22 protein-coding genes and 1 tRNA gene are annotated in these 24831 nt (G+C 71.7%); 4 read left to right on the forward strand and 19 right to left on the reverse strand.

The genetic code is table 11. The features are described 5' to 3' along the window. Positions 1-93 precede the first annotated feature (93 nt). Positions 94-1314, forward strand: coding sequence for a glycosyltransferase 87 family protein (locus ACFWWU_RS16350; RefSeq protein WP_384145130.1), 1221 nt, complete (start codon positions 94-96; stop codon positions 1312-1314). On the opposite strand, the gene ACFWWU_RS16355 is transcribed toward ACFWWU_RS16350, so the two are convergent. Together ACFWWU_RS16355 and ACFWWU_RS16360 are read right to left on the reverse strand one after the other, a co-directional pair. Continuing rightward, positions 1293-1526: a hypothetical protein gene (locus ACFWWU_RS16355; RefSeq protein ID WP_024756723.1), complete on the reverse strand. Its 234-nt coding sequence runs from the start codon at positions 1524-1526 to the stop codon at positions 1293-1295. The two genes, ACFWWU_RS16350 and ACFWWU_RS16355, sit on opposite strands and share 22 nt — an antisense overlap. 71 nt (positions 1527-1597) lie before the next feature. After that, a complete protein-coding gene (locus tag ACFWWU_RS16360) occupies positions 1598-3097 on the reverse strand; it encodes an MFS transporter (RefSeq protein WP_384145134.1) in 1500 nt (499 codons plus the stop codon). A gap of 101 nt (positions 3098-3198) precedes the next feature. Here ACFWWU_RS16360 and ACFWWU_RS16365 point away from each other — a divergent pair, with 101 nt between their 5' ends. Beyond that, complete coding sequence (locus ACFWWU_RS16365; protein ID WP_384145137.1) at positions 3199-4119, forward strand: helix-turn-helix transcriptional regulator; 921 nt, start codon at positions 3199-3201, stop codon at positions 4117-4119. On the opposite strand, the gene ACFWWU_RS16370 is transcribed toward ACFWWU_RS16365, so the two are convergent. The 6 genes from ACFWWU_RS16370 to ACFWWU_RS16395 all read right to left on the reverse strand — a co-directional run bounded on the left by ACFWWU_RS16370 (position 4101) and on the right by ACFWWU_RS16395 (position 8065). After that, positions 4101-4173 (reverse strand) — tRNA-Ala (locus tag ACFWWU_RS16370). The genes ACFWWU_RS16365 and ACFWWU_RS16370 overlap by 19 nt on opposite strands. Positions 4174-4268: 95 nt before the next feature. Continuing rightward, the gene (locus ACFWWU_RS16375; protein ID WP_384145881.1) at positions 4269-4922 is read right to left on the reverse strand and encodes a histidine phosphatase family protein; all 654 of its coding nucleotides are present in this window, start codon (positions 4920-4922) and stop codon (positions 4269-4271) included. Next, entirely contained in the window at positions 4919-5383 is a 465-nt protein-coding gene (gene rsfS, locus ACFWWU_RS16380; protein WP_384145140.1) for a ribosome silencing factor, read from the reverse strand. Before rsfS ends, ACFWWU_RS16375 begins: the two co-directional genes overlap by 4 nt. A gap of 82 nt (positions 5384-5465) precedes the next feature. After that, a complete protein-coding gene (locus ACFWWU_RS16385; protein ID WP_384145143.1) occupies positions 5466-7208 on the reverse strand; it encodes an LCP family protein in 1743 nt (580 codons plus the stop codon). A gap of 19 nt (positions 7209-7227) precedes the next feature. After that, complete coding sequence (nadD, locus tag ACFWWU_RS16390; protein ID WP_384145146.1) at positions 7228-7848, reverse strand: nicotinate-nucleotide adenylyltransferase; 621 nt, start codon at positions 7846-7848, stop codon at positions 7228-7230. A gap of 52 nt (positions 7849-7900) precedes the next feature. Beyond that, positions 7901-8065 carry a hypothetical protein gene (locus tag ACFWWU_RS16395; RefSeq protein ID WP_384145149.1) on the reverse strand — a complete coding sequence of 55 codons (165 nt, stop codon included), beginning with the start codon at positions 8063-8065 and terminating at the stop codon, positions 7901-7903. A gap of 223 nt (positions 8066-8288) precedes the next feature. Here ACFWWU_RS16395 and ACFWWU_RS16400 point away from each other — a divergent pair, with 223 nt between their 5' ends. Further along, on the forward strand, positions 8289-9428 hold the full coding sequence (locus ACFWWU_RS16400; RefSeq protein WP_384145152.1) for a M48 family metallopeptidase: 1140 nt from the start codon (positions 8289-8291) through the stop codon (positions 9426-9428). Here ACFWWU_RS16400 and ACFWWU_RS16405 read toward each other — a convergent pair. The 7 genes from ACFWWU_RS16405 to ACFWWU_RS16435 all read right to left on the reverse strand — a co-directional run bounded on the left by ACFWWU_RS16405 (position 9413) and on the right by ACFWWU_RS16435 (position 15872). Then, complete coding sequence (locus ACFWWU_RS16405; protein ID WP_384145155.1) at positions 9413-10495, reverse strand: hypothetical protein; 1083 nt, start codon at positions 10493-10495, stop codon at positions 9413-9415. The genes ACFWWU_RS16400 and ACFWWU_RS16405 overlap by 16 nt on opposite strands. A gap of 71 nt (positions 10496-10566) precedes the next feature. Then, a complete protein-coding gene (locus tag ACFWWU_RS16410; protein WP_384145158.1) occupies positions 10567-11133 on the reverse strand; it encodes a hypothetical protein in 567 nt (188 codons plus the stop codon). Positions 11134-11210: 77 nt separating this feature from the next. After that, positions 11211-12494, reverse strand: a complete 1284-nt coding sequence (locus ACFWWU_RS16415; RefSeq protein ID WP_384145160.1) for a glutamate-5-semialdehyde dehydrogenase — start codon at positions 12492-12494, stop codon at positions 11211-11213. A gap of 61 nt (positions 12495-12555) precedes the next feature. Next, positions 12556-13059 (reverse strand): hypothetical protein, encoded by a 504-nt coding sequence (locus ACFWWU_RS16420; protein ID WP_384145163.1) that lies wholly within the window; start codon positions 13057-13059, stop codon positions 12556-12558. Positions 13060-13197: 138 nt separating this feature from the next. Beyond that, entirely contained in the window at positions 13198-14301 is a 1104-nt protein-coding gene (gene proB / locus ACFWWU_RS16425) for a glutamate 5-kinase (RefSeq protein WP_384145884.1), read from the reverse strand. A 108-nt stretch (positions 14302-14409) separates the two neighbouring features. Next, positions 14410-14877, reverse strand: a complete 468-nt coding sequence (locus ACFWWU_RS16430) for a GtrA family protein (RefSeq protein ID WP_384145166.1) — start codon at positions 14875-14877, stop codon at positions 14410-14412. Next, positions 14877-15872 carry a glycosyltransferase family 2 protein gene (locus ACFWWU_RS16435; RefSeq protein WP_384145169.1) on the reverse strand — a complete coding sequence of 332 codons (996 nt, stop codon included), beginning with the start codon at positions 15870-15872 and terminating at the stop codon, positions 14877-14879. Before ACFWWU_RS16435 ends, ACFWWU_RS16430 begins: the two co-directional genes overlap by 1 nt. Positions 15873-16123: 251 nt before the next feature. Here ACFWWU_RS16435 and ACFWWU_RS16440 point away from each other — a divergent pair, with 251 nt between their 5' ends. Then, on the forward strand, positions 16124-17767 hold the full coding sequence (locus tag ACFWWU_RS16440) for a hypothetical protein (RefSeq protein WP_384145172.1): 1644 nt from the start codon (positions 16124-16126) through the stop codon (positions 17765-17767). Positions 17768-17889: 122 nt separating this feature from the next. Here ACFWWU_RS16440 and galE read toward each other — a convergent pair whose 3' ends face one another. From galE to ACFWWU_RS16460, 4 genes are all read right to left on the reverse strand, one after another. Beyond that, complete coding sequence (galE, locus tag ACFWWU_RS16445; RefSeq protein ID WP_384145175.1) at positions 17890-18879, reverse strand: UDP-glucose 4-epimerase GalE; 990 nt, start codon at positions 18877-18879, stop codon at positions 17890-17892. A gap of 79 nt (positions 18880-18958) precedes the next feature. Further along, on the reverse strand, positions 18959-20203 hold the full coding sequence (locus ACFWWU_RS16450; protein WP_384145178.1) for a glycosyltransferase: 1245 nt from the start codon (positions 20201-20203) through the stop codon (positions 18959-18961). After that, positions 20196-22979: a CDP-glycerol:glycerophosphate glycerophosphotransferase gene (locus ACFWWU_RS16455; protein ID WP_384145182.1), complete on the reverse strand. Its 2784-nt coding sequence runs from the start codon at positions 22977-22979 to the stop codon at positions 20196-20198. Before ACFWWU_RS16455 ends, ACFWWU_RS16450 begins: the two co-directional genes overlap by 8 nt. A gap of 134 nt (positions 22980-23113) precedes the next feature. Further along, entirely contained in the window at positions 23114-24751 is a 1638-nt protein-coding gene (locus ACFWWU_RS16460; RefSeq protein ID WP_384145185.1) for a glycosyltransferase, read from the reverse strand. Between the last annotated feature and the right edge of the window lie 80 nt (positions 24752-24831).

The following is a 24831-nucleotide window of genomic DNA, read 5'->3' on the forward strand; positions in this document are numbered from 1 at the left end:
TCGCGGCGACAGACAGAACATTAACCGGGTCCCCGGCAGATCTCCAAATCGATTCTCCGACCCCCTCCGACCTGCCCGGTAGGGTCGCCGACTGTGTCCGTCTCCGTGCTCTCCAAAACCCGCGCCCGGCCGTGGCCCCTGGCCACCGCCGCGGCTGTCTGCCTGCTCTCCTTCGTGTCCTTCTGGGTGGCGCAACGCCTCGCCCACGTGAACATGCTCGACGTGATGGTCTACCGGGCCGAGGGCGAGACGGTACGGGCCGGCGGAGACCTCTACGCGATGCGCGCCACCTCGGCGGACCTCGCCATGACCTATCCGCCGTTCGCGGCCCTGTTGTTCGTCCCGCTGACCTTGGTGAGCGTCCCCGTGATGCGGACGCTCGCGACCGCGGGGAACCTGCTCCTGGTGATCGCCCTGGTCCAGCTGTCGCTCCAGCTGGTCCGCCCGGCACTGTCCCGGACGGACCTGTGGCGTACGACGCTGTGGGTCGCCGCGGCCGTGGTCTGGTGCGAGCCGGTGTGGACGACTCTGCGGTACGGCCAGATCAACCTGCTCATAGCGGTGGCGGTCCTCTGGGACCTCACGCGCCGCGAGGGCAGCCGCTGGGCCGGACTGGGTATCGGTCTCGCGATAGCGGTGAAGCTCACACCGGGGCTCTTCGTGGTCCTGCTGCTGGCCGCCGGTCTGCTGTTGTGGCGCCGGGACCGCTGCTGGAACCAGTGGCTGCGCACGGGCGGGACGGCGACCGGGGTGTTCCTGGTGACGACGCTGGCCGTGGCGCTGGCCCTGCCGGCGGACTCGAAGAAGTTCTGGACGGAGACGCTCTTCGCGACCGGCCGGGTCGGCTTCGCCGAGGAGACCGCCAACCAGTCCATCAGCGGCGTCCTGGCGCGGCTGATGCACACGGACTCCCCGGGCATCTGGTGGGTGCTGGCCGCCGCCGTCATGGGCGGTGCGGCGATGGTCCTCGCGGTACGGGCCGCCGTCCGCGGCGACAAGGCCGTGGCCGTGATCATCTGCGCGTTCACGGCGCTGATGATCAGCCCGATCTCCTGGTCCCACCACTGGGTGTGGTGCGTGCCTCTGTTGATCCTGCTCGCGGACCGCGCCACGCGCGCGTGGCCGGTGACCGGTGTGGTGGCGGTGGCCTTCACGTCGTTCGCGCTGTGGTGGGTGCCGCACGACCCGGGGCGTCCCGAACTGGACCAGAACGCGGGCCAGATGCTGCTGTCAGCCGTCTATCCGCTGACGGCGACGGCCCTGCTCGTGGGGTACGCGCTGGCGGAGCGGCGTCAGGCTCTCGCGAAGGAGTAGAACCGCTTGAGGGTGCAGTGCTCGTCGAGGAGCCGGCCGTAGATCGGCTCCCCCTCCAGCTCGCGGTACGTCTCGATGGGGTCGCCTTTTATGATCAGCGCCCGGGCGCACTCCTCGCACCAGTACTGGAACTCGGGATTGACGGGGTCCATGTCGCGCACGATGGGCGTACCGCTGCCGCACCAGTCGCATTTCCGCCTGTGTGCACCCATCAGTCAGCTCCAGCTGTGGCCGCAGGCCGTGCACCCATAGGACACCCTGCCGTTGTCGCCGAGCACTTGGGTCACCCTCCCGTCCGGATCCTGGTCCCCCTCCGGCCGTCCGATTCTGCCATGGCCCCGCAAGGGGGTCGGCGCGCTCGCCGGGGCAGCCCGGCCACGGCGCCCACGACCGCCGCGGCGGCCAGGGCGAGGGTGGTCGCCCACAGCGCGTCGGCGGACCCCTGCGCCCCGGCAGTCGTCAGTCGCCCCAGGAAGAGGGTGCCGAAGACGGCGACTCCGATGAGCTGGCCGAGCTGGGTGACGGTGGCGAGCAGTCCGCTGGCATCGGCCGCGTCCTCGGGCCGTACGGTGGCCAGCGCGCCGGTCAGGGCGGGGCTGAAGGCCAGAGCGATGCCCACGCCCACTCCGCACAGGGCCGGGTAGAGCCCCCAGCCGCCCGTGCCGCCGTCCGCGAGGGACAGACCGAGGGCGAGTACGGCGGCCCCCGCGAGCAGGAATCCGCCCGGGATCAGCGCGCGTTGCGTCCGGGCCGGCCAGCGCCGCCAGGTCAGCCCGACGACGCCGAAAGCGACGGCGGCGGGACCGAAGGTGAGTCCGGCGCGCAGGGCGCTGTGTCCGAGCCCACCCTGCATGTGCAGGGTGAGGGTGAACAGGAACCCGGCGTTGACACCCATCGCCACGGCGATCCGGAGGACCGCCCGCCCCATGCCGGGAACGCGCAGGACGCGCGGGGCGATGAGGGGCGCGCCACCACGCCGGGCGAGCCCCGACTCGTACGCGCCGAACACGGCGAGGAGCACCAGGGAGCCGCCGAGCGAGGCCCACGACCACAGTGGCCAGTCCTGCTCCTCCCCGAGGACCAGGGGGACGGTCAGCAGGGACACGGCGGCCGCGAGGAGCAGCAGTCCCGGCAGGTCGAGGCCGCGGGCCCGCTCGGGTCCGGTGGGGGCGTCGCGCGGGAGGGTCCGGGCGCCGAGCACGAGCAGGGCGATCCCGATCGGCACATTGACCAGGAAGACCGGCCGCCAGCCCGCTCCGAACAGGTCGGCGCTGACGAGGACGCCACCGACGACCTGGCCGGCGGCGGCGCCGGTGGCCAGGACCGCGGAGTACCCGCCGAGCGCCCTGACCCGGTTCTCGCCGGTGAAGTTCCGCTGGATGAGGCTGAGCACCTGCGGGATCATCAGGGCGGAGCCGGCACCCTGGACCAGCCGGAAGGCGATCAACTGGCCGGTTCCGGCGGCGAGTCCGCAGGCCAGCGAGGCCGCGGTGAAGAGGGCGAGGCCGCCGAGGTACATCCGGCGGTGGCCGAGCAGGTCGCCGAGACGGGCGCCGGTGATGAGCAGCACCGCGTAGGTGATGGTGTATCCGGCGACGACGAGCTGAAGTCCGGCTCCGGACGCGGAGAGTTCGGCGCGGATGGTGGGGGCGGCGACGTTGACGATGAAGACGTCGAGGAGCGCCATGAACTGGGCGGCCAGCACCACGCCGAGCAGCGGCCCGGGGCGATTGTCGGTGCCACCGTCTTTACTGGGTACGGGACGTGTTGTGGTCGAGGGCATGCGAGGAGCCTGCCCTCGGTCTGATACGGGTAACGAGAGCCCGCCGATACCGGTACTGACACCACCTGGCAGCGGCGGCACGGGGACTCGACCATGGGGGTGTGACGACTTTGGCAGCTGTACCGATCCAGCCGCGCCGACGGCCTGAGCTGGCCGCGTTCCTGCGCAGCCGCAGGGCCCGGGTGACCCCGGAGGACGTGGGCATGCCGCCGGGCTTCCGCCGCCGCACACCGGGGCTGCGCCGCGAGGAGGTCGCCCAGCTCTCCGGTGTCGGCGTGACCTGGTACACGTGGCTGGAGCAGGGCCGCCCGATCAACGCCTCGGCGCAGGTGCTCGACGCCGTCGCCCGTACGCTCCGCCTCGACCGGCCCGAGCGCGAGCACCTCTACCACCTCGCCGAGGTGCCGTACGCGCCCGAGCGCACCACCCCCGACGTCGAGGTCGTCAGCCCCGAGATCCAGGGCATCCTCGACGCTCTGGACCCGCACCCGGCGGTGCTCTACAACGCGCGGTACGACGTGCTGGCGACCAACACCACCTACGAGCGGCTCTTCCTGTGGGAGGGAAGCGGGATGGACACCGGCCCGTTCGGTTTACGCAACGTGCTGTGGGCGTTGTTCACCGCGTCGGAGCCGACGTGCCCCCTGGTCGACCGGGAGCAGGAGCTGCCGCTGATGGTGGCCCAGCTGCGGGGTGCCTACGGACGGCACGTGGGCGAGCCGTCCTGGGAGGCGTTCGTCCGGCGCCTGGCGGAGGCCAGCCCGCTCTTCGCGCGGCTCTGGCGGAGCGGCGACGTCGTCCCGCCGGGGACCCGGGTGAAGACCTTCCGTCACGAGGCGGTCGGCGAGATGCGGATGACCTCGGTCTCCCTCTCCGTCAACGGGATGCCGGAGTGCCGGATCGTGACGTACACGCCCAACGACGAGGAGAGCCGCCGCGCGATCGGAAGGCTGGGCGGAAACGACGAATCCCGCCCCCTGTTGGGGACGGGATTCGGTGACTGTGGAGCTAAGGAGAATTGAACTCCTGACCTCCTGCATGCCATGCAGGCGCTCTACCAACTGAGCTATAGCCCCTCGTGTTCTTCGCGCTCTGCGCTGCGAACAAGAAGAACTTTAGCCTGTGACCTGCCGGAAAGTGAAATCCGGGTCCGGCAGGCCGCTCACGTGCCTCAGTCGTCGTCGCCGAGGACCGGCTCGGGCAGTGTGCCCGCGTTGTGCTCCATCAGGCGCCAGCCACGGGCGCCCTCTCCGAGGACGGACCAGCAGCAGTTGGAGAGCCCGCCCAGGCTCTCCCAGTGCTGGGCCTCCAGGCCGAGAAGCCGGCCGATGGTGGTACGGATCGTGCCGCCGTGGCTCACGACGACGAGCGTGCCGTCCTCGGGGAGCTTCTCGGCGTGTTCCAGGACCACCGGAGCGGCCCGGTCGGCCACCTCGGACTCCAGCTCGCCGCCGCCCCGGCGCACGGGCTCGCCGCGCTTCCAGGCGGCGTACTGCTCGCCGTACCGGGCGACGATCTCGTCGTGGGTCAGCCCCTGCCACGCCCCCGCGTACGTCTCGCGCAGCGCGGAGTCGTGTGCGACGGTGTGGCCGGTGAGCGCGGCGAGCTCGGCGGCGGTGGCCGCCGCCCGCTTCAGGTCGGAGGCCACGACGGCGTCCGGCTTCAGCGCGGCGAGCAGCCGGGCGGCCCGGCGCGCCTGGGCGACACCGGCCTCCGTCAGCTCGATGTCCGTCGACCCCTGGAACCGGCGCTCCAGGTTCCAGGAGGTCTGGCCATGGCGCCAGAGCACGATACGGCGACCGCTGCCGCCCTTGGTGATGCTCAGCTCAGCTCACCGTCCGCTCCCTCGGGCAGGCCGGAGCCGGCGTCGATGTCGGCACCGGTCAGGGCGGCGTGCTCGGCCGCCTTGCCGCGGGTCTTCAGGGCTTCCTCGGGCAGCGGGAGCTCGGGGCAGTCCTTCCACAGACGCTCGAGGGCGTAGAAGACACGCTCCTCGCTGTGCTGGACGTGGACGACGATGTCGACGTAGTCCAGGAGGATCCAGCGGGCGTCGCGGTCGCCCTCGCGGCGCACCGGCTTGGCGCCGAGGTCCTTGTTGAGCCGCTCCTCGATCTCGTCGACGATCGACTTGACCTGGCGGTCGTTGGGGGCGGAGGCGAGCAGGAAGGCGTCGGTGATCGACAGCACGTCGCTGACGTCGTACGCGATGATGTCGTGAGCGAGCCGGTCGGCAGCCGCCAGAGCGGCGGCGTTGACGAGCTCGATGGAGCGATCCGTAGCGGTCACAAGCAGGCTTTCGTCGGCGGTCCAGTACCCCTCCAGGGTCTCACGGACCGCCGACGACGCCGCCAACGTTTACCGGGGGCCGTTATCGGGCCTCCGGGACCTTGTAGTCCTGGCCCAGGACGACGGTCACCGCGGCCGTTCCCGAGGGCTTGCCCTTCTCGACCGAGCCGGCCGGGAGACCCAGCGTCTTGGCCACCTCGGCCGCCGTCGCCTTCTGGGCCTCGTCACCATAGATGACCTGCGACTTCTCCTGGGTGTCCGTCTCGGAGCCGCCGATGAAGGCGTAGCCGCCGTTGATCAGGACGACGCGGACCGCCTCGGTCGCGTCCTTGCCGGATCCGTCCCGCAGGGAGACCCGCGGCACATCGCCGGCGTCGGGGGCTGAGACCTTGCCGCCGAGGATGTCCTTCACCACGCTGTCGCTCGCGCCCTCGGTCAGCGTGCCGTCCTGCGCGACCGGCAGCAGGGCAGTCTTGTGAGCGCCGATCTTGGCGTGCTCGGCGAGCTTGGCCAGGGAGGCGCCGAGGTCCTTCTCGGGGAGCGACGGGTCGAGGATCTGGACCAGGGACTCGACGGTGACCGTGGCGGCCTCGGGGTCGTCGGAGATCTTCCGCAGCACCCCGTACATGACCTGGCCGAAGCGCTGGAGCTGCTTGGCCTCGGCCTCGCCGGGGGCCCGGTAGGTCGCGTAGGCGACGGCCGCGCGGCCGTTCAGGGTCTGCCTCTCGCCCTTCTGGACGAGCGGCCCCGCGCCCTTCCTCGTGTCGGGCACGGCCGTGTCCGTGTCGACCTCGATGCTGCTGACCAGCTCGACGAGGTTCTCCAGGAACGGGGTGTCCAGCCGCCAGGTGCCGGTGATCTTCGCACCGAGGAGGTTGCCGATCGCCTCGCGGGTGCCGCCCGAGCCGTCCTCCTCGACCGACTTGCCGAGGGTGGTCGCGGAACCCTCTCCGTCGGCGACGGCGAGGTTGTTGGGGAGCAGGACGGTGGTGCCCTGCTTGGTGGTGGTGTTGTCCACGAGCAGGGCTGTGGAGGTCCCGCCGCCCCTCGTGTCGTGGAGGTGGACGACGATCGTGTCGCGCTTCTGCGGGCCGGTCGCGGTGTTCTGCTGCTGCTCCGGGGCGGAGGTGCCGGGGAGCATCCCCGCGGACCAGAGGTAGCCGACACCACCCACGGCGGCGAGCGCGAGGACGACCACGAGCGCGACGACCCGGTTACGGCCGCGCCTCCTGGCCTCCTCGCGCCGCTCCGAGCGGCTTTCGGTGAACTTCAGCCAGTCGATGACGTCCTCGGAGTCCTCGTCGGGCTCCTCGATGAACGAGAACTGCTCGGTCCGGTACTCCCGGTCGCCGTCGTCGTCGCCCTGCCGCGCCGGGCCGGGACGCTCGGACGCGGGGCGCTGTCCGGGGACGCCGGCCGGGGCCGCGACGGGAGCGGCCTGCACCGCCTGCGTGGTCGGCATCGCCTGCGTGGCCTGTACGGGGGCGGGCTCGGCCTGCGCGGCCCACTGCTGCCCGGTGTCCGTGTCGTACGAGGGGTAGGCGTAGCCCTGCTGCCCGTACGGGTCGTACTGCGGCTGCTGGACGGGCTGGACGGGCTGGGCGGGCTGCTGCTGGACGTAGGGGTCGTAGCCGTACGCCTGCTGCTGCGGCGGCTGCTGACCGCCGTACGGGTCGTAGTGCTGCTGACCGGACTGCTCGTAATGCTGCTGACCGGACTGCTGCGGTGGCTGCGGCTGCTGGTACACCGGCTGTCCGTACGCGTCGTAGCCGATGATCTGCGGCTGCGGATAGTACGGATCGTACGGATTCTGCTGATCGTTCACCGGTGGCCCTCCCCGAAGCTCACTCGCCGCGGTACAACTGGCGCTTGTCGATGTAGCGCACCACACCGTCCGGGACGAGATACCAGACGGGATCGCCCTGCGCGACCCGCGCCCGGCAGTCGGTGGACGAGATGGCGAGCGCGGGAACCTCGACCAGCGAGACCCCGCCCTTGGGCAGTCCGTCGTCGGTGAGGTCGTGGCCCGGCCGGGTGACGCCGATGAAGTGCGCGAGCGAGAAGAGCTCCTCGGCGTCGCGCCAGGTGAGGATCTGCGACAGCGCGTCGGCCCCGGTGATGAAGAAGAGGTCCGAGTCACTGTTGAGAGAGCGCAGGTCCCTCAGGGTGTCGATGGTGTAGGTCGCGCCGGGCCGGTCGATGTCGATCCGGCTGACCGAGAACTGCGGGTTGGACGCGGTGGCGATGACCGTCATCAGATAGCGGTCCTCCGCCGGCGACACGGTCTTGTGCCCCTTCTGCCACGGCTGCCCGGTCGGCACGAACACCACCTCGTCGAGGTGGAACAGGGCGGCCACCTCGCTGGCGGCCACCAGGTGACCGTGGTGGATCGGGTCGAACGTTCCGCCCATCACGCCGAGTCGGCGTTTGCCGCGGCCGCCGGTAGACACTTCCTGCTCTCCCATGCGTGCAGAGCCTACTGGCACCGCGGCGGACGCCGGATCAGCGGTCCTCGGATCAGCGGTCGCGGTTGAAGCGCGTGGTGATCCACAGCAGCAGGAGCAGCGCACCGAGGGCGCCGAGGCCGGTGAGGTAGGGGCTGAGGCTGTCGTGGTTGCCACCGTGCTCGGCAGCGCCCTCGGCGAGCGTGACCAGGTTGGCGGCGGTGCTGTGGAGGCTCATCGTCAGCTGGACCTATCGATCGGGAATGGGAGCGGAGACTTCGCGCACATCGTATGCGGGCCGTCCGGGCACTCTCACGCCGACTCAGGCGTTCGCGTCGTCGTCGGTGTTGGTGTCGGTGCCGGCGTCGGTTATCCACAGGCTCCGGCACGCCATGGTGCCAACGCCTAGGCTGGGTTCCGTCAGGGGGACGAGCACCGACTCGTACGAACAGGGGGCATCCATGACCGAGAACCACCAGGGGAACGTGCCGAGCAGGCAGCGAAAGCGGTTTCCCGGCATCTCCTCGCGGGCCTATGAACATCCGGCCGACCGCTCGGCGCTGGTGGCGCTGCGGAAACTCAGCGGCTTCGACACCGCTTTCAAGGCACTCAGCGGACTCCTCCCCGAGCGCAGCCTGAGACTGCTCTTCCTCTCCGACTCCGTCCGGGTGAGCGACGCGCAGTTCAGCCAGCTCAACGACATGCTGAGGGACGCCTGTTACATCCTGGACCTGGAGAAGGTCCCGTCGATGTACGTCACGCAGGACCCCAAGCCCAACGCGATGTGCATCGGCATGGACGAGCCGATCATCGTGGTCACCACGGGCCTGGTGGAGCTGCTCGACGAGGAGGAGATGCGGGCGGTCATCGGCCACGAGGTGGGGCACGCGCTCTCCGGCCACTCCGTGTACCGCACGATCCTCCTTTTCCTCACCAACCTCGCGCTGAAGATCGCCTGGGTGCCGCTGGGGACCGTGGCGATCACGGCCATCGTGACGGCGTTGCGCGAGTGGTTCCGGAAGTCGGAGCTCTCCGCCGACCGGGCCGGACTCCTCGTCGGGCAGGACGTGCAGGCCTCGATGCGCGGTCTGATGAAGATCGCCGGCGGCAACCACCTCCACGAGATGAACGTGGACGCGTTCCTCGCCCAGGCCGACGAGTACGAGAAGGCCGGCGACCTGCGGGACTCGGTCCTGAAGATCCTCAACGTGCTGCCCCGCTCGCACCCCTTCACCACCGTGCGCGCCGCCGAGCTGAAGAAGTGGTCGGAGAGCCGCGACCACCAGCGGATCATGGACGGGCACTACCCCCGGCGCTCCGAGGACAAGGACACCTCGGTCACGGACGCCTTCCGCGAGTCGGCGGGGCACTACGCCGAGACGGTGCGGACCAGCAAGGATCCGCTGATCAAGCTCGTCGGGGACATAGCCGGTGGCGCCGGTGACCTCGCGGGCGACCTGGGCGGGCGACTGCGCAACCGCTTCGGCGGCGGCCAGGGCAGTGGTCAGAGCTCCAAGGAGACCGACGGTGAGCCGGGGAGCGGGGCCGCGGACGGCGGGACCGGGAGCAGCGGGACCGGGGACGGTCAGAGCGAGGGCTGAGCGCTCGGCGCCAGCGCACCGCACAGGGACGGGGCCGCGGGCCTGGTCGTGGCGTACGGGTCGGTGACCGCCGGCCCGCCCGCCTCCGGGGCCCGTGCTCCGGCCAGGAGCGGCTTCAGGATGCCGGTGGAGCCGAGGTCGCACGCCTGCGGTCCGGCCTCCACCGTGCCGGTCAGCAGCTCGGCCCGGTGCATGCGCAGGTCCTCGCGGTCGAAGCGGAAGTGCATCACGCGGTGGACGGTGAAGAGCGAGGCCGCGGCGGTCGGTCCCGCGCCCTCGGTCGCCGGGCGCAGCGCGTAGGTGAACGTGTGGTCGGCGGTGACGTCCAGCGTGTCCGGACCGGACTCCTCGAAGCGGAGCGTGCCCTGCACGCGGGTGGCGGGGTCGGCGAGCGCGACCTGCCGCGGGTCGAAGCGGACGAGCCAGGCGGCGAGGGCGTGCCGTCCGTCGTCGGCCGGTGACTCGACGCTCCGGTCGAACTGCTCCAGCTGGTCCGGGTCGAGCAGCAGCCGGACGGGCCGCACGGTCGTCCCGGAGAGGATGTCGGGCTCCAGGGACGAGGCGACGAGGTAGTCCTTGGCGATGGTGAGGGCGGTGACGACCTGGCTCTCGGCGAAGTGGGAGGTGCGTCCGACGACGGGCAGATTGATGCCGGCGGCTCCCGTGCGGTATTCGGCGACCGGGCTGTGGTCGAAGAGGTGATCGGGCTGCCCGCCGGGGACGGTGCCCTGCGGGGCGAGCGGGACCACGGTGGTCCGCAGCGGTGCGGCCCGCTGGTCGACGGGGGGCTGGTACGGGTTGCGGACGCCCAGGTAGATGGCGGTGCCGAAGGCGAGGAGGATCAGCAGGACCAGCAGGACGGCCTGGCGGGAGCCGGTTCCGCGCTCCCGGGCGGCCCGGGACCGGACGGCCTGGGCGTACTCCCCCATCCGCTCCTGGGCGGAGAACTCCTGGAGGCGGGCAGCACGGACGAACGCCTCGTCGAAGACGACGGATCGGTATTCGTCCTCACCACCGCCGGGGAGACCCTCGGGTGTCCCCTCAGGCGGGTCGCCACGCCCTGCCATACCTTCAGGGTAGGTCGGCGGAGGCTTTGGTAAACGCTGAGGTACACGACAACTTCGGAAGAGTGCCGCCGTCAGGGTGTACGGGGGGCGACGGAGACCCGTGGCGGCGCGTATTCGGCGGGCGGGGCCGGGGCCGGGTTCGGGGTGTCCACCCCGGTGGTGGCCGGCGGGGGGATCCGGTCCTGGCGGTTGGCGACGGCGCCGCGGTAGACGGCGCTGAAGGCGAGGACGACCATGCCGATGCCCATGAGGAGCGCCAGGGCCCAGGCGACGGGCCGGTGCCAGCGGGGGCTGCCCCGGTAGGGGCGCAGGGCGCCGCCGTGGCGGCCGTAGGGGCTGGCGTCGTCCCCGATGTCGTCGGGCTCGTAGGTGAGGCCGACGGGGTCGCGGCCGTCCTCGTAGAGGTCGTCGTCGGCGGATCCGCCGCCGGCGCGGGCCCGGGCGGATTCGGCCTCGGCGCGGGCCTGGGCGGCGGCGAGGAGTCGCTCGACAGCGCTCGGCTCGTGCACCGCTGCGGCCCGTACGAAGGCCTCGTCGAAGACCACGGTGGCGTAGTCCTCGGACGCGCCTCCGCGGTCGACAGAGTCCTCAGGGTCCCCGCCGTCCGGAAACGGCGTGCCCCCCACGTCGTCCGGCACGGTTTCAGAGTAGACCCGGGAGGTGGTTTTGGGCAGGGAGAGTGCGAACCCTCCCCGCCCCTACCGAAAGGAGCCGGTTATCGAACGTGACCGTCGCCGGTGACGATGTACTTGGTCGAGGTCAGCTCGGGAAGCCCCATGGGGCCCCGGGCGTGGAGCTTCTGCGTGGAGATGCCGATCTCGGCGCCGAATCCGAACTGCCCGCCGTCCGTGAACCGGGTGGAGGCGTTCACGGCCACCGTGGTGGAGTCGACCAGCTGGGTGAAACGGCGCGCCGCGGCCTGCGAGGTGGTGACGATCGCCTCGGTGTGACCGGAGGACCACGTGCGGATGTGCTCCACGGCCTTGTCGAGGGAGTCGACGACGGCGGCGGCGATGTCGTACGAGAGGTACTCGGTCTCCCAGTCCTCGGGCGTGGCCGGTACGACGGTGGCCTTGGAGGCCGGGGCGTGGGCGAGGACGCGCTCGTCGGCGTGGACGGTGACGCCGGCCTCGGCGAGGGCGTCGAGGGCCCGGGGCAGGAAGGCCTCGGCGATGTCCTGGTGGACGAGGAGGGTCTCGGCGGCGTTGCAGACGCTGGGCCGCTGGGCCTTGGAGTTGACCAGGATGTCCACGGCCATGTCGAGGTCGGCGTTGGCGTCGACGTAGACGTGGCAGTTGCCGGTGCCGGTCTCGATGACCGGGACGGTGGACTCCTCGACGACGGTGCGGATGAGGGAGGCGCCGCCGCGCGGGATGAGGACGTCGACGAGGCCCCGGGCGCGCATCAGCTCGCGGACCGATTCGCGGGACTCGCCGGGGACGAGCTGGATGGCGTCGGCGGGCAGTCCGGCGCCGCCGACGGCGTCGCGCAGGACCTTCACCAGGGCCGTGTTGGAGGCGTACGCGGAGGACGAGCCGCGGAGCAGGACGGCGTTGCCGGACTTGAGGCAGAGGGCGGCGGCGTCCACGGTGACGTTGGGGCGGGCCTCGTAGATGATGCCGACGACGCCGAGCGGGACGCGGACCTGGCGGAGGTCGATGCCGTTGGGGAGGGTCGAGCCGCGGACGACTTCGCCGACGGGGTCGGGCAGCGCGGCGACGTGGCGGACGTCGGCGGCGATGGCCCGGACGCGCTCGGGGGTCAGGGTGAGCCGGTCGATGATGCCCTCGTCGGTGCCGGCCTCGCGGGCCTTGGCGATGTCCTCGGCGTTGGCCTCGACGATCTCGGCGGTACGGACTTCGAGGGCGTCCGCGATCGCCAGCAGGGCATCGTCCTTGGCCGAGCGCGGGAGTGGCGCGATTTCGGCGGCGGCGCCACGGGCCCGGTAAGCGGCCCGGGTGACCGGGGAGAGGTTGTCGAGGGGCGTGAGCGAGGTCATGTCCGCAGGGTACTGGCACCCCCGCGGACATCCCTCACGTATCCCGCACTCCGAGATACCCTCAATAGGGGTGGACGCCGACCGGCGCCGCCGGTGGCGGGCCGTAGCCCTCCGCGATCCGCTGGTGGTAGGTCTCGCGGTCGATGACCTCGAGACCGACGATCTCCCAGGGCGGCAGCTTGGCGGTCTGGCGGTGCTCGCCCCACAGACGCAGGGCGACGGCCGCGGCGTCGTGCAGGTCGCGGGCCTCCTCCCAGTACCGGATCTCGGCGTGGTCGTTGGCGTAGCGGCTGGTCAGCAGGAAGGGGTGGTCATGGGCCAGCTGTTCGAGCCCGCGCCGCACCTCCTTCAGCGGTGACTCCGCTCCGGAGACGCTGAGGGTGATGTGCCAGAGTTTGGACAGGGGCCGCTCCTCGGCGCGTGATTCCCGTGTCTCGGTGGTGGTCTCGGTCTTCGTGTCCGTGGACCTGCCCCGTGCCTCGTCGAAGTCGGCTCCGGCCTCGACACTGGTCAGGGCGCGTTCGGCAGTCCCGCGGGGCGGTGCCCCTGGGCGCGCTCGTCTCACCGGCGGCCTCCTGTGTGATGCGTGTGGTGCTGTACCCCGCCTTGCTGCTTACCCCCGAGACAAAGTTGACCAGCCCGAGGCGGCAGATGGGGCGGTTTTGGTAAACGTCCCTTCCGGATGGCCGTACTTTCAGCCGTTTCAGCGGATGACGACCAGGTCGTCACGGTGGACGACCTCGCGCTCGTACTCAGGACCGAGTTCCCTCGCGAGTTCGGGGGTGGACCGGCCGAGGAGCTGGGGGATCTCCTTGGCGTCGAAGTTGACGAGCCCGCGGGCCACGGCCCGTCCCTCCGTGTCGCGGAGTTCGACGGGGTCACCGGCGACGAAGTCGCCCTCGACGCCCGCGATACCGGCCGCGAGCAGGGACTTCTTGCCCTGGACGACGGCTCGTACGGCTCCGTCGTCCAGGGTCAGGGAACCCTGCGGGGTGGACGCGTGGGCGAGCCAGAGGAGCCGGTCGGCGGAGCGGCGGCCGGTGGGGTGGAAGTACGTGCCGGTGTCACGGCCCGCGAGGGCGTCGGCGGCGCGGCTCGCGGAGGTGAGGACGACGGGCGTGCCGGCGGCGGCGGCGATCCGGGCCGCCTCGACCTTGGTGACCATGCCGCCGGTGCCGACGCCGGCCTTGCCCGCCGCGCCGATCTCGACGTGGGCGATGTCCTGGGGGCCGGCGACCTGCGCGATCCGCGCGGTGCCGGGCTTGGCCGGGTCGCCGTCGTACAGCCCGTCGACGTCGGAGAGCAGGACGAGCAGGTCCGCCCGGACGAGGTGGGCGACGAGGGCGGCGAGCCGGTCGTTGTCGCCGAAGCGGATCTCGTCCGTGGCGACGGTGTCGTTCTCGTTGACGACGGGCAGCGCGCCCATGGCGAGGAGCTGGTCGAGGGTCCGGTAGGCGTTGCGGTAGTGGGCGCGGCGGCTGGTGTCGTCCGTGGTGAGGAGGACCTGGCCGACGCGGACGCCGTAGCGGGCGAAGGAGGCGGTGTAGCGGGCGACGAGAAGGCCCTGGCCGACGCTGGCGGCGGCCTGCTGGCGGGCGAGGTCCTTGGGGCGGCGGGTGAGGCCGAGAGGTGCGAGACCTGCCGCGATGGCGCCGGAGGAGACGAGGACGATCTCCTTCTCGCCGCCGCTGCGGACCTTGGCGAGGACGTCCACGAGCGCGTCGACGCGGTCGGCGTCGAGGCCCCCGGAGGCGGTGGTGAGCGAGGAGGAGCCGACCTTGACGACGATCCTGCGGGCCTCCGTCACGTACTGCCTTGCCACGTCCGTCTGTCCCGTCACCTGCGTCGTCACCTGCGTCGTCCTCACTCGGCTGTCCCACGCGCCGCGTGTGCCCCGCCGCGGCTGCCAGGCAATCTACGCGAGCCGGGAGGGCTGCCGCTCGTCCATTCCGTTCCCTGGACCGGACCCGTCCGGGCCCTCCGGTGGCTTGCGGGGCACCAGGATCCGCTGGGAGATCAGATAGGTGAACGGGATCGCGACGACGGCCGCGACGAGGGGCGCGATCCTGTCGTCCATGCCGGCCCAGGTGACGAGCGCGTACAGGCCGACGCTCTGCACCAGGTAGTTCGTGACGTTGGTGAGGGGGAAGAGGGCGAACTTCTTCCAGGTCGGCCGGGTGCGGTAGGTGAAGTAGGTGTTGAGGAAGAACGAGCCGACCATGCTGAGGAGGAAGGCGAGGGAGTACGCGGCGAAGTACGCCATCCAGGGGTGGAGCAGCAGGTAGCACCCGAAGAACGTGCAGGTGTTGACGCCGCCGACCAGCGCGAACCGGAAGATCTCGGCCAGCCGCGCCCGCCGCGCGCCCCCCGCGCCGGACGCCATCAGCGCTCCCGGTCGGTGGCCACGACGCGGATGCGCTCGGCGGCGGCACGCTCGGCCGCCCCGCGCCCGAAGGAGCGGTGGGTCTCCTTCACGAGGAAGTGCGGCCGCCGTTTCGTCTCGTAGTAGATCCGGCCGATGTACTCGCCGATCAGCCCCAGCATCACCATCTGCACTCCCCCGAGCCCCACGATGATCGCGACCAGGGTGACGTATCCGGGTGCGGTGACGCCCTGGGTGATCGCCGCGACGGCCACCCAGGCCGCGTACAGGACGGCGAGGCCGCTGAGCATCATTCCCAGCCAGAGCGCGATGCGCAGCGGGCGGTTGTTGAAGGAGATCAGCCCGTCCATGCCGTAGTTGAGCAGGGAGCTGAACTTCCACTTCGTCTCGCCGCCCTCGCGCGCGGCGTTCTGGTAGTCGAAGGTGACGGTGTCGAAGCCGATCCAGGAGAAGAGGCCCTTGGAGAAGCGGTTGTACTCGGGCAGCGAGAGCAGGGCGTCGACGGCGGGGCGGGACAGCAGGCGGAAGTCCCCGACCCCATCGGTGAGTTCCACGTCGACCCAGCGATTGACGGCCCGGTAGTACACGCGGCTGAGCGTCGAGCGGAGCTTCTTGTCCCCCTCGCGGGTCCGCCGCGCCATGACCTGGTCGTGGCCCTGCTGGTAGAGGTCCAGCATGCGCGCGAGGAGCTCGGGCGGGTGCTGGAGATCGGCGTCCATGATCACCACGGCGTCGCCGGTGGACTTGCGCAGGCCCGCGAGCATGGCGGCCTCCTTGCCGAAGTTGCGGCTGAAGGAGGCGTACTGGGTGCGGTGCGGGTGCCGGGCGGCGATGGCGCGCAGCTTGCCGAGGGTTCCGTCGGAGCTGCCGTCGTCCACGTAACAGATCTCGTAGCCGACCGGCAGGCCGTCGAGCACCTGGCGCATGCGGGCGTCGAACCGTTCGACGACGTCCTCCTCGTTGTAGCAGGGGACGACGACGGAAAGCCTGGTCATGGAACGGTCACTCCAGAGGGATGAGCGAGAGTACGTCCTGAGGGACCGCCACCGAACTCTCCTTCGAGCAGCGCGGCCACGGTACTGAGCGGCGGTGACCGCCGGGCGTCGCCTGGGTGACCTCTCCCGGTCGGCATGTCGTCCATGCAGCAAAGCATGCGGGGAAGATATTCATATACCGGGCATCCCTAGCCATTTGTCACCCATAGAGACGCCGTGCCGCGAACCTTGACCACCTGGAGCGATGACCGGTGAGTAGGACGACTCCCCCGGAGCACAGTGACGCACCGCTTCCGGACGGCGGACAGGAGACCGACACCAGGGACGGGGACGGGGACAGGGAGAGGGAGAGAGACGAGGGCAGGGACGGGGGCCGGGACGGGCGTAAGGGCGGTAGCGCGGTCGGCCCCCGGCGGGCACTGTCCTGGATCGGCCTCGTCGTCTCCGCCGGGGCCGGCGCGCTCCTCTCGGTCGGAGCCTTCCTCGGGCTCTACGTACGCCCCACGTCGGACGACTGGTGCGCCCTGTGGAAGGCCCGCGACATGGGCGTCCTGGGCATCACCTGGGACTTCTACCGCACGCAGAACGGGCGCGTCACGAACGCCTTCCTCACCGGCCTGATCTACTCCGACGACATGCGGGGGCCGAAAGTGCTGCCCGCCCTCCTCGTGATCACGCTCGGCGCCGGACTCCTCCTCCTCGGCCGCGCCGCGCTGCGCGCCCTGCGCCTGCCCGACCCTCCCCCCGTCCTGCTCGCCGCCGCCGCGGCGCTCCTCTCCGCACTGCTGTTCTTCGCCGGTACCCGCTCGTACCAGGTACTGCTCTGGGCCCCGGCGACCATCTCCCACACCCTGCCGAGCGTGATCGGCCTCGGGGCGGTGCTCTGCGCGGTCCGGGCCGCGCGCAGCGGCCACCGGTGGGCGCGGACCACGGCGGTGGCCGCGGCGTTCCCGACCGGCGCGGCGCTCGGCATGCTCAGCGAACCCTTCGCCATGGTCGCCGGGCTGCTCGCGGGCACCACCGCTCTCCTCTGCCTGCCCGGGCTCGGCTGGACGAAGGACCGGTACGTGCCGACCTGGTGCGCGTCCGCATGCCTCGGGCTGGCCGCCGGCCTCGTCCTGCTCACCACGTCACCCGGCGCGCGGTGGCGGCGCGCCCAGCATCCGCCGGAGCCGCTGTCGGCCGCCGTGGTGGGAGAGACGTTCCGCGACTGGGGGCACGTCTGGGAGACGATCGGAAGCCAGGGGGCGTACGCGGGCGCGGCCGCCGTCGGCGCGCTCCTGGGCCTCGGCCTGGGCCTGACCCGCGCCCCGGCCCACACCCCGGTCCGCGCCCCGGCCCACGCCCCGGCGCCCGGCGGGGCCGCCGCCGGACTCCCCCCGCGTCGGCTGTTCCGGATCGCGGTGCTCCTGCCGCTGCCGCTCATCGCCCTCGCGAGCCTGGCCGTGACGTACGGGCTGCGCACCGGCTACGGAGACGTGGGCTGGACGTACGGGCGCACCTGGACGAGCTTCCTGCTCCCGCTGCTGCTCGCCCTCTGCGCGTACGGGACGTGGGGCGGGTACCGCCTGGCGCTCCTGCTCCGGGCGCCCGGCCGACCCGCCGCCCGCGCCGCGGCGCTGGTCGCGGTGGGCGCGATCGCCGTCGGCAGCACGGCCGCCCTGGTGCGGCCGGTGTACGCGCTGACCACGAGCACGGTGGTACGCGCGACCGCCTGGGACCGGCAGAACGCGCGGATCCGGGCGGAGGTCGCGGCGGGCACCCGCGACGTCGCGTACCGGCCGCTCCTCGTCGGCGGGCTGACCGAGCCGCTGTTCGCCCGCACGTACGAGCGGGACTGGGCGGCGCAGTGCGCGGCCACGTACTACGGCGTGGACCGCATCCACCGCCCCTGACGGCGCCTGCCCACGACACGACGGAGTGGGGCGCCCCGGGCCTGACCCGGGACGCCCCACTCCGTACGACGAACTACGAACTACGAACTACGAACTACGAACTACGAAGGACGAACGACGAACTACGCCGTGCGGGACGCCCGGTTCGCGCCCCAGCCCTCCCAGGCGGAGCTGATCATGGAGCGGACGTCGTGGCGCGCCTTCCAGCCGAGCTCCGACTCGATGCGCTCCGCGGAGGCGACCACGCGGGCCGGGTCGCCCGGCCGGCGCGGGGTGACGACGGGCTCGACGCTGTGACCGGTGATCTCGTTGATCAGGTCGACCATCTCGCGCACCGACACGCCCTCGCCGCGCCCGATGTTCAGGGTCAGCGTGGCCGTCTCGCCGGCCTCGCCCGCCGCGGCGAGCGTGCGGGCCGCCGCGAGGTGGGCGTCCGCGATGTCGGCGACGTGGATGTAGTCGCGGATGCAGGTGCCGTCCGGCGTCGGGTAGTCGTCGCCGAAGATGCGCGGGGACTCGCCGGCGTCGAGCCGCTCGAAGACCATCGGCACCAGGTTGAAGACACCGGTGTCGGCGAGCTCGGGGGCCGCGGCGCCCGCCACGTTGAAGTACCGCAGGCAGGCGGTGGAGATCCCGTGGGCCTGGCCGACCGCACGCGCCATCCACTCGCCGACGAGCTTGGTCTCGCCGTAGGGGCTGAGCGGCAGGCACTCGGTGTCCTCGGTGACGAGGTCCACGTCGGGCATGCCGTAGACGGAGGCGGAGGAGGAGAAGAGGAAGCTCTTCACCCCGGCGCCGGCGGCGGCCTCCAGGATGGTCTGCAGACCCGTCACGTTCTCGCGGTAGTAGAACAGCGGCTGCTCGACCGACTCGCCGACCTGCTTCTTGGCCGCCAGGTGGACGATGCCCTTGACCGCGTGCTCGCGCAGCACCCGGTCGAGGAAGTCGCGGTCCAGGACCGAGCCCTTCTCGAGCGCGACGCCCTCGGGGACGCGCGCCGGGTTGCCCGTGCTGAGGTCGTCGACCACGACGACACGCTCGCCGGCCTCGGTCATTGCTTTGACGACGTGGGAACCGATGTATCCGGCGCCGCCGGTGATGAGCCAGGTCATTCCGACAGTTTAGCCACAGGCCCGAGACCGCCGGGCGGACCGTGGAGGGGTCCGCCCGGCGGCCTCGGGCCGGCGCTCGCTAGCGCTCGATCTCCGCGAAGACGGCGTCCCACCGGTCGAGGACGCTCGGCAGCGACAAGCGCGCGACGTGCTCCCGCCCCGCCGCGCCGTACCGCCGCCGCAGCGCGGCGTCGTCCATGAGCTCGCCGAACGCGGCGGCGAGCCCCGGCACGTCGCCCGGTGGCACCAGGGTGCCCGTGACGCCGTCCTCGACGAGCTCCCGGACACCGCCCGACACGTCGAAGCTCACGCACGGCACCCCGCACGCGGCGGCCTCCGCCAGTGCCATCGGGCGGCCCTCGCGCTCACTGCTGATCGCGACGACGGACAGCTCGCGGTAGGCGGCCGCCATGTCCTTGACCGTGCCGCGCAGGACGACCTGGTCGGCGACGCCGAGGTCCTCGGCCTTCATCCGCAGCTCGTTCTCCAGCGGACCGTCGCCGAAGAGATGCAGCTCCCAGCCCTCGCGACCCGCGCCCTGGCGCCCGGCGCCCTGGCGCCCGGCGCCCTGGCCACCCGTACCCCGGGCACCCGCACCCCGGCCGCCCGCACCCCGGCCATCCGCGCGGGCCTGGGCGAAGGCCTCGATCATCCGGTCGTACCGCTTGATCGGGTCGAGCCGGCCGACCGCGCCGATCTTGAGGGTGTCGAGCGGAGCCCGCTCGTCCGGGTAGAACGGCAGCGGGTTCGGCATGACCCGCACGTTCGGCAGGCGCTGGTTGACGAACTCGACCGCGTCCCCCTGGGAGAGGACCAGGGTCTGCTCCAGGGCCGGGTAGTGGCGCCGGATCAGCTTCAGGTTGGCACTGCGCCTGGCCTGCGCGAAGGACTCGTGGTACTGCCCGATGCCCTTCAGATGACGCCAGTCCAGCGGCATGACCCAGTCCACCGCCCACGGCGAACCGAAGACGATGTAGCCGTCCTCGACCGCCGACAGCCGCCGCTGCATCTCCGCCCGCGCGTGCTCGCGGGCGGCCCGCGCCCGGCGGGCGTCGGCGCGCCGCGCCAGGCTGAGCCGGTCGCCGACCGTCCGCACCGGCGGCCTGGGGTCCGCGGCCGGCGGATAGAGCGTCGCATGGCGGTACGCGCGCGTGGCGTTGTACGGGAAGGGCTCGGGGCTCGGCCGGATGCCGATCAGCTCGACGCGGTGGCCCCGCTCGCCCATGCCCTGGGCGAGGGTGTGCAGCACCCGCTGGGATCCGCCCATCGAGTCGACGTCGACACCGACGAAGAACACGTTGCGGGCAGGGGGGGCCTCAGTCATGGGTGCCGCCTTCGAAAAAAGCGTCGACCACCAGCTTGCTCGCGTGGCCGGTCTCGTACGAGCAGAACATCTCCTGGAAGCGCGCGTAGCGCTGGGCGTGCCGCTCCCGCACGCCCTCCAGGTCCAGCACGGCGGCGGCGAGGTCCTCGGTGGTCGTCAGCATCGGCCCCGGCGCGATGTCCTCGAGGTCGTAGTACGTGCCCCGGTCGCCGCCCTTGTAGTGCTCGTAGTCGTCCGTGTACAGCAGTATCGGGCGACCGGTGTTCGCGTAGTCGAACATCAGCGACGAGTAGTCCGTGAGGACCGCGTCCGAGGCCAGCATCAGGTCGTTGACGTCGGCGAACGCCGAGCCGTCCCGGAGGAAGTGGCCGAGCCCCGGATCGACCGTGAACCGGTCGTACGGGTGGGCGCGCACGACGACGATCCACTCGTCGGACAGGTACGGGGCCAGCGCCTCGAAGTCCACCCGGATCGACTGTCCGGTGCGGCGGGCCGCGTCGCGGAAGGTCGGGGCGTAGAGCAGCACCTTGCGGCCGGGCGGGATGTCCAGGGCCTCGCGGGCGGCGGCCGCCCTGGCCCGATGCTCCGGCTCCGCCCAGCGCACGAGCACGTCGTTGCGCGGGTAGCCGGAGCGGATCAGGTCGGCCTGCACCTCGAAGGCCGGGACGAAGGTCCGCTCGAACTCGGCGCTCGGGCAGACGAGCGCGTCCCAGCGGCCGACGGCGGCGCGGAACCGCCCCTTCTCGATCTCCGAGGCACCGCGCAAGGACGGGACGTCGAAGCCCATCGCCTTGAAGGTCTGGCCGTGCCAGGTCTGGAGGTACCGGGTGCCCTTGGGCTTCGCGTACAGGTACGGCAGGTTGTGCGAGTCGACCCAGTACGCGGCCCGGGCGAGCGCGCGGCCGTAGGCGAAGCTCCCGCGCTTCACGAGCGTGACGTCGTCGGGGAAGGAGTCCCGGCTTCCGGAGTACGCCCAGACGACGTCGATCGGGAGGGCGCGGCGCTTGAGCTCCTCGTAGACGTAGCGGGGGTTGTCCGCGTAGCCGCGGCCCTCCACCGCCTCGAAGACGGCCAGACCGCGCTTGCGCGGGAGCCTGGCGACGGCGTCGTAGGCCGTCGCCTTGCCCTCGTTGCCGACGAGGATCTTCTTGACCTTGCCGACCTTGGCCTTGGTCTTGCGGGCGTAGGGGCCGAGCGGTTCGAGGGACTTCAGGACGCCGGAACGCTGCCAGGTCACCTCAAGGCGCCCCGCGCCCTTCTGTTCGGCCTGGACCCGCACGTGATGGATGCCGAACTTGTGGTACCTGAGGGTGGCCCGGAAGTCGGGCTGGTCGTGCTGGGCGAGCAGGATGTCCGTGCGCCGCGCGTCGTCGTGCTCCAGGACGATCACCGGGTGGCGGCGGGTCGCCACGCCGACCTTGCCGACCGGAACCTTGCGCAGATCCAGCTCGGCCTTGGACACGTACTGGCCACGGCCGTCCGGGACGAGTGTGAGCGGCACCGTCATCGGCGTCTTGTGGGCGGCCAGTTTGGCCGACGCCTGGGTGTCCTCGGTGATCAGGCCGACCGGGTCGTACGTACGGATCTCCAGGCGCAGGACCGGGCCGAGCATCGACACGGAGGTCAGCTCGTGCCGCAGGCGCCCGCTCCCGAGGGTCTGCTCGCGCAGGTGCCACTCGCCGAGGTCCAGCTCGCTGCGGCTCGCGTCGTCGGCGGGTGCGACGTCGCCCCAGTAGGGGACGCCGTCCACCTCGGTCACGGCGCGGGGCGCCAGCTGCGGCCGGCCGAACTGGCGGGCGGCCGCGGCGGCCTCCTCCAGCCTGCCGGTGCGCAGCAGGTGGAGGCAGACGCGCTCCTCGCGCGAGAGCCGCTCGTAGGTCTCGCCGGAGATCTCGTCGAGGTACGGGGTGACCTCGGCGGCGAACTCGGCGATCCAGTCGCCGTCCCGGAACGGCAGGTCGCCGAGGTACAGGCGGAAGTCGTGGCGGAGGAACTTGTGGTCCTTCTCGGCGCGGAGCCCGGACTCGCCGCGCTCCTCCAGCCAGGCGTCGATCAGCCGTGCCACGCCGATGCGGTCGCGGACGTTCTGGATCTTGTGCCGGCTCGACGAGATGGAGACGCTCTCCGGCGCGAGGCGCCAGGTGTAGACGGACCACGGCACGACGGCGAAGGTCTCCGCGAGCGTGTACGCCTGCGCGGAGAACAGCTGGTCCTCGTAGTGGATGCCCTCGGGGAAGGCGAGCCCGTTGTTTCGGATGAAGGCGGTGCGGTAGAGCTTGTTCGTCGACAGGTGGTCGAAGAAGTACTCGGGCCGCTCGGCGATGCCCTCCACGACCCGCTGCTCGGCGAAGAGGTGCGGGTACCACAGGCCCGTGGTGCCGGACGCCTCGTAGAGCCGGGTCACCTCACCGGTCACGAAGTCGACGCCGGTGTCCTCGGCGACGAGCAGCATGCTCTTGCAGGCGTGCCGGGGCAGTTCGTCGTCGCTGTCGAGGAACATGACGTACGGGGCGCGGGCGATCGCGATGCCGCGATTGCGGGGGGCGCTGCAGCCGCCGCTGTTCTGTTCCAGGCGCGCGTACCGCACGCGGGGGTCGGCGGCCTCCAGGGCCCGCGCGACGCGCTCGGTGCCATCGGTCGAGCAGTCGTCGGCGATGATCACTTCGAGATTGTTCAGGGTCTGGTCGAGTACGGACCGAACCGCTCGTGGGAGCCGTTCCTCATCGTTGTAGACGATGACGACGACGCTCACATCGGGGACGTCGCTAGTCGGCATCCAAGTCCTCTCACACGGGCATGCGGCAGTACAGAGCGCGCTCACAGTTGATTGATGAACGCCCCCGGCGACCACCAAGTCACGACCCGGCGGGAAATTGTTCCGAAACTCGTCGCCCGCTCACCGGGTGGTGTTCACCGCCTCGCCAGGAGCCTCCTGATCCGTCCGGACACCACCTGGCGGGCACCCGCCGCGCCTCCCGTGAGCCGGAGGGTCAGACCACGCCGTGCCGAGGCCACGACCTGGACGAGAAGGACGCGGCCGAACCTGCCGAGGACCACGCCGCGCCGGCCGGCGAACCCCTCCGGGGCCCTGACCTCGGCGCAGCCGGTCGAGCCGTCCGCGTAACGCAGCTCGGCGAGGAGCGACCAGGAGGCGAGCCGGCCGGCGCGGAGCAGCTGCGCGGTGGGGACCCGCACGGTGGCGGTCCAGCCCTCGTCGGCGGGGATCAGCGGGGCCTCTGCGGAGAGATTCGCGGCCGATACGCGTTCGGCGAACCCGACCCGGACGGAGACCGGGCGCAGGGCACCGACCCGCCCGTACAGCTCGTGCACCGTGAGGGTCACCCGGGTGGCCCCGCCGACGGAGACGGCACCGTCCACGGCGACCGGCAGCCCCGCCGGGGACAGCTCGGCGAGACCGTCCAGCGGTACGTCGGCCGGGGCGGCGGCCAGCACCGGGGCGCCGTCCTCGGCGCGGCGGTACGGCGGGACGAGCCGCGGGCGGCCGGCGGCGAGCTCGGCGAACCGGGTGAGTTCGCGCCCTTCGGGTGCGGCGGCCAGGGCCGTGAGCCCGGCGTACAGCCAGCGGTTCGGCGCCGGGGCGGCGGCGACCGCGGCGTCGTCGAAGCCGGCGAGGTGGTCACGGGTGAGCGTCCACCAGTCGGCGCGGTAGGCGGCGGTCCGCCGCGGCAGTTCGCGGAGGTACATGGGGAGGTCGTAGTCGAGGAACTTCGTCTGCGCGGCGACGGCGAGCGCGGGACGCCCCGCCTTGCGGAACACCTCGACGACGGCGCGGTGCGCGGCGACCCGGTGCTCCCAGTTCGCCAGGGAGGCCTGGCGCAGCGAGATCGACAGGTTCGAGGCCTGGCGCCGCACGTGCCAGACGTACAGGGGCACGTCGGTGACGGCGAGGCGGGGGGCGGCGGCCTGGACGCGGGCGCCGAAGACGAAGTCCTCGTAGTGGAAGGCGCCTTCGGGGAAGCGGATCGCATGGTCGTTCAGGAAGTCGCGACGGTAGAGCTTGTTGACGGAGAGGGTGTCGAGGACCAATTCGGGGTGTCCTTCGACGCCGTCGAGGACGGTGCCGGGGAGGGTGGCGCCCCGGGAGACGTCGTACAGCGAGGCCGCCCAGACCGTCTCGCGGCCCCCGGGAAGCTCGCGCCGCACGCAGAGGCCCGTGACGACGTCCGCGCGCTCGCGCGCCGCGACGGCGAGGAGTTCGCCGACGGCACCGGCGATCAGCACGTCGTCGCTGTCGAGGAACAGGACGTACGGGTGGACGGCGGCGGCGATGCCGTCGTTACGGGGGGTGCCGCAGCCGCCGCTGTTGACGTCGCGGAGCAGCGGCCGCACCCGCGGCTCGTCGGCGAACCCGGCGATCACGTCGGGCGTCGCGTCCCCGGAGGCGTCGTCGACGACGACCACCTCGCCGACGGCCTCGCCCTGGGCGAGGGCGGAACGGATCGCGTCGCCTACGTGCTCGGCGTCGTTGTACGCGATGACGACGACACTGACCCGTGCCGTGCCGAGTGGCCTGGGGGGCTCGATCATCCGGGCATCGTAGCGGCGCGCACACGGACGGTAAGCACGGAAGACGAAAGAGAGGACCGCCGACAGCATCGGCGGCCCTC

The organism is Streptomyces sp. NPDC058650, assembly GCF_042717315.1.
Lineage (GTDB): Bacteria > Actinomycetota > Actinomycetes > Streptomycetales > Streptomycetaceae > Streptomyces.

Excerpts from the sequence above, each read along its gene's own strand:
- ACFWWU_RS16355 (WP_024756723.1), bottom strand. The coding sequence starts at position 1,526 with ATGGGTGCACACAGGCGGAAATGCGACTGGTGCGGCAGCGGTACGCCC.
- ACFWWU_RS16360 (WP_384145134.1), bottom strand. The coding sequence starts at position 3,097 with ATGCCCTCGACCACAACACGTCCCGTACCCAGTAAAGACGGTGGCACC.
- nadD (WP_384145146.1), bottom strand. The coding sequence starts at position 7,848 with ATGGGAGAGCAGGAAGTGTCTACCGGCGGCCGCGGCAAACGCCGACTC.
- ACFWWU_RS16395 (WP_384145149.1), bottom strand. The coding sequence starts at position 8,065 with ATGAGCCTCCACAGCACCGCCGCCAACCTGGTCACGCTCGCCGAGGGC.
- ACFWWU_RS16400 (WP_384145152.1), top strand. The coding sequence starts at position 8,289 with ATGACCGAGAACCACCAGGGGAACGTGCCGAGCAGGCAGCGAAAGCGG.
- ACFWWU_RS16405 (WP_384145155.1), bottom strand. The coding sequence starts at position 10,495 with ATGGCAGGGCGTGGCGACCCGCCTGAGGGGACACCCGAGGGTCTCCCC.
- ACFWWU_RS16415 (WP_384145160.1), bottom strand. The coding sequence starts at position 12,494 with ATGACCTCGCTCACGCCCCTCGACAACCTCTCCCCGGTCACCCGGGCC.
- ACFWWU_RS16430 (WP_384145166.1), bottom strand. The coding sequence starts at position 14,877 with ATGGCGTCCGGCGCGGGGGGCGCGCGGCGGGCGCGGCTGGCCGAGATC.
- ACFWWU_RS16435 (WP_384145169.1), bottom strand. The coding sequence starts at position 15,872 with ATGACCAGGCTTTCCGTCGTCGTCCCCTGCTACAACGAGGAGGACGTC.
- galE (WP_384145175.1), bottom strand. The coding sequence starts at position 18,879 with ATGACCTGGCTCATCACCGGCGGCGCCGGATACATCGGTTCCCACGTC.
- ACFWWU_RS16450 (WP_384145178.1), bottom strand. The coding sequence starts at position 20,203 with ATGACTGAGGCCCCCCCTGCCCGCAACGTGTTCTTCGTCGGTGTCGAC.
- ACFWWU_RS16455 (WP_384145182.1), bottom strand. The coding sequence starts at position 22,979 with ATGCCGACTAGCGACGTCCCCGATGTGAGCGTCGTCGTCATCGTCTAC.
- ACFWWU_RS16460 (WP_384145185.1), bottom strand. The coding sequence starts at position 24,751 with ATGATCGAGCCCCCCAGGCCACTCGGCACGGCACGGGTCAGTGTCGTC.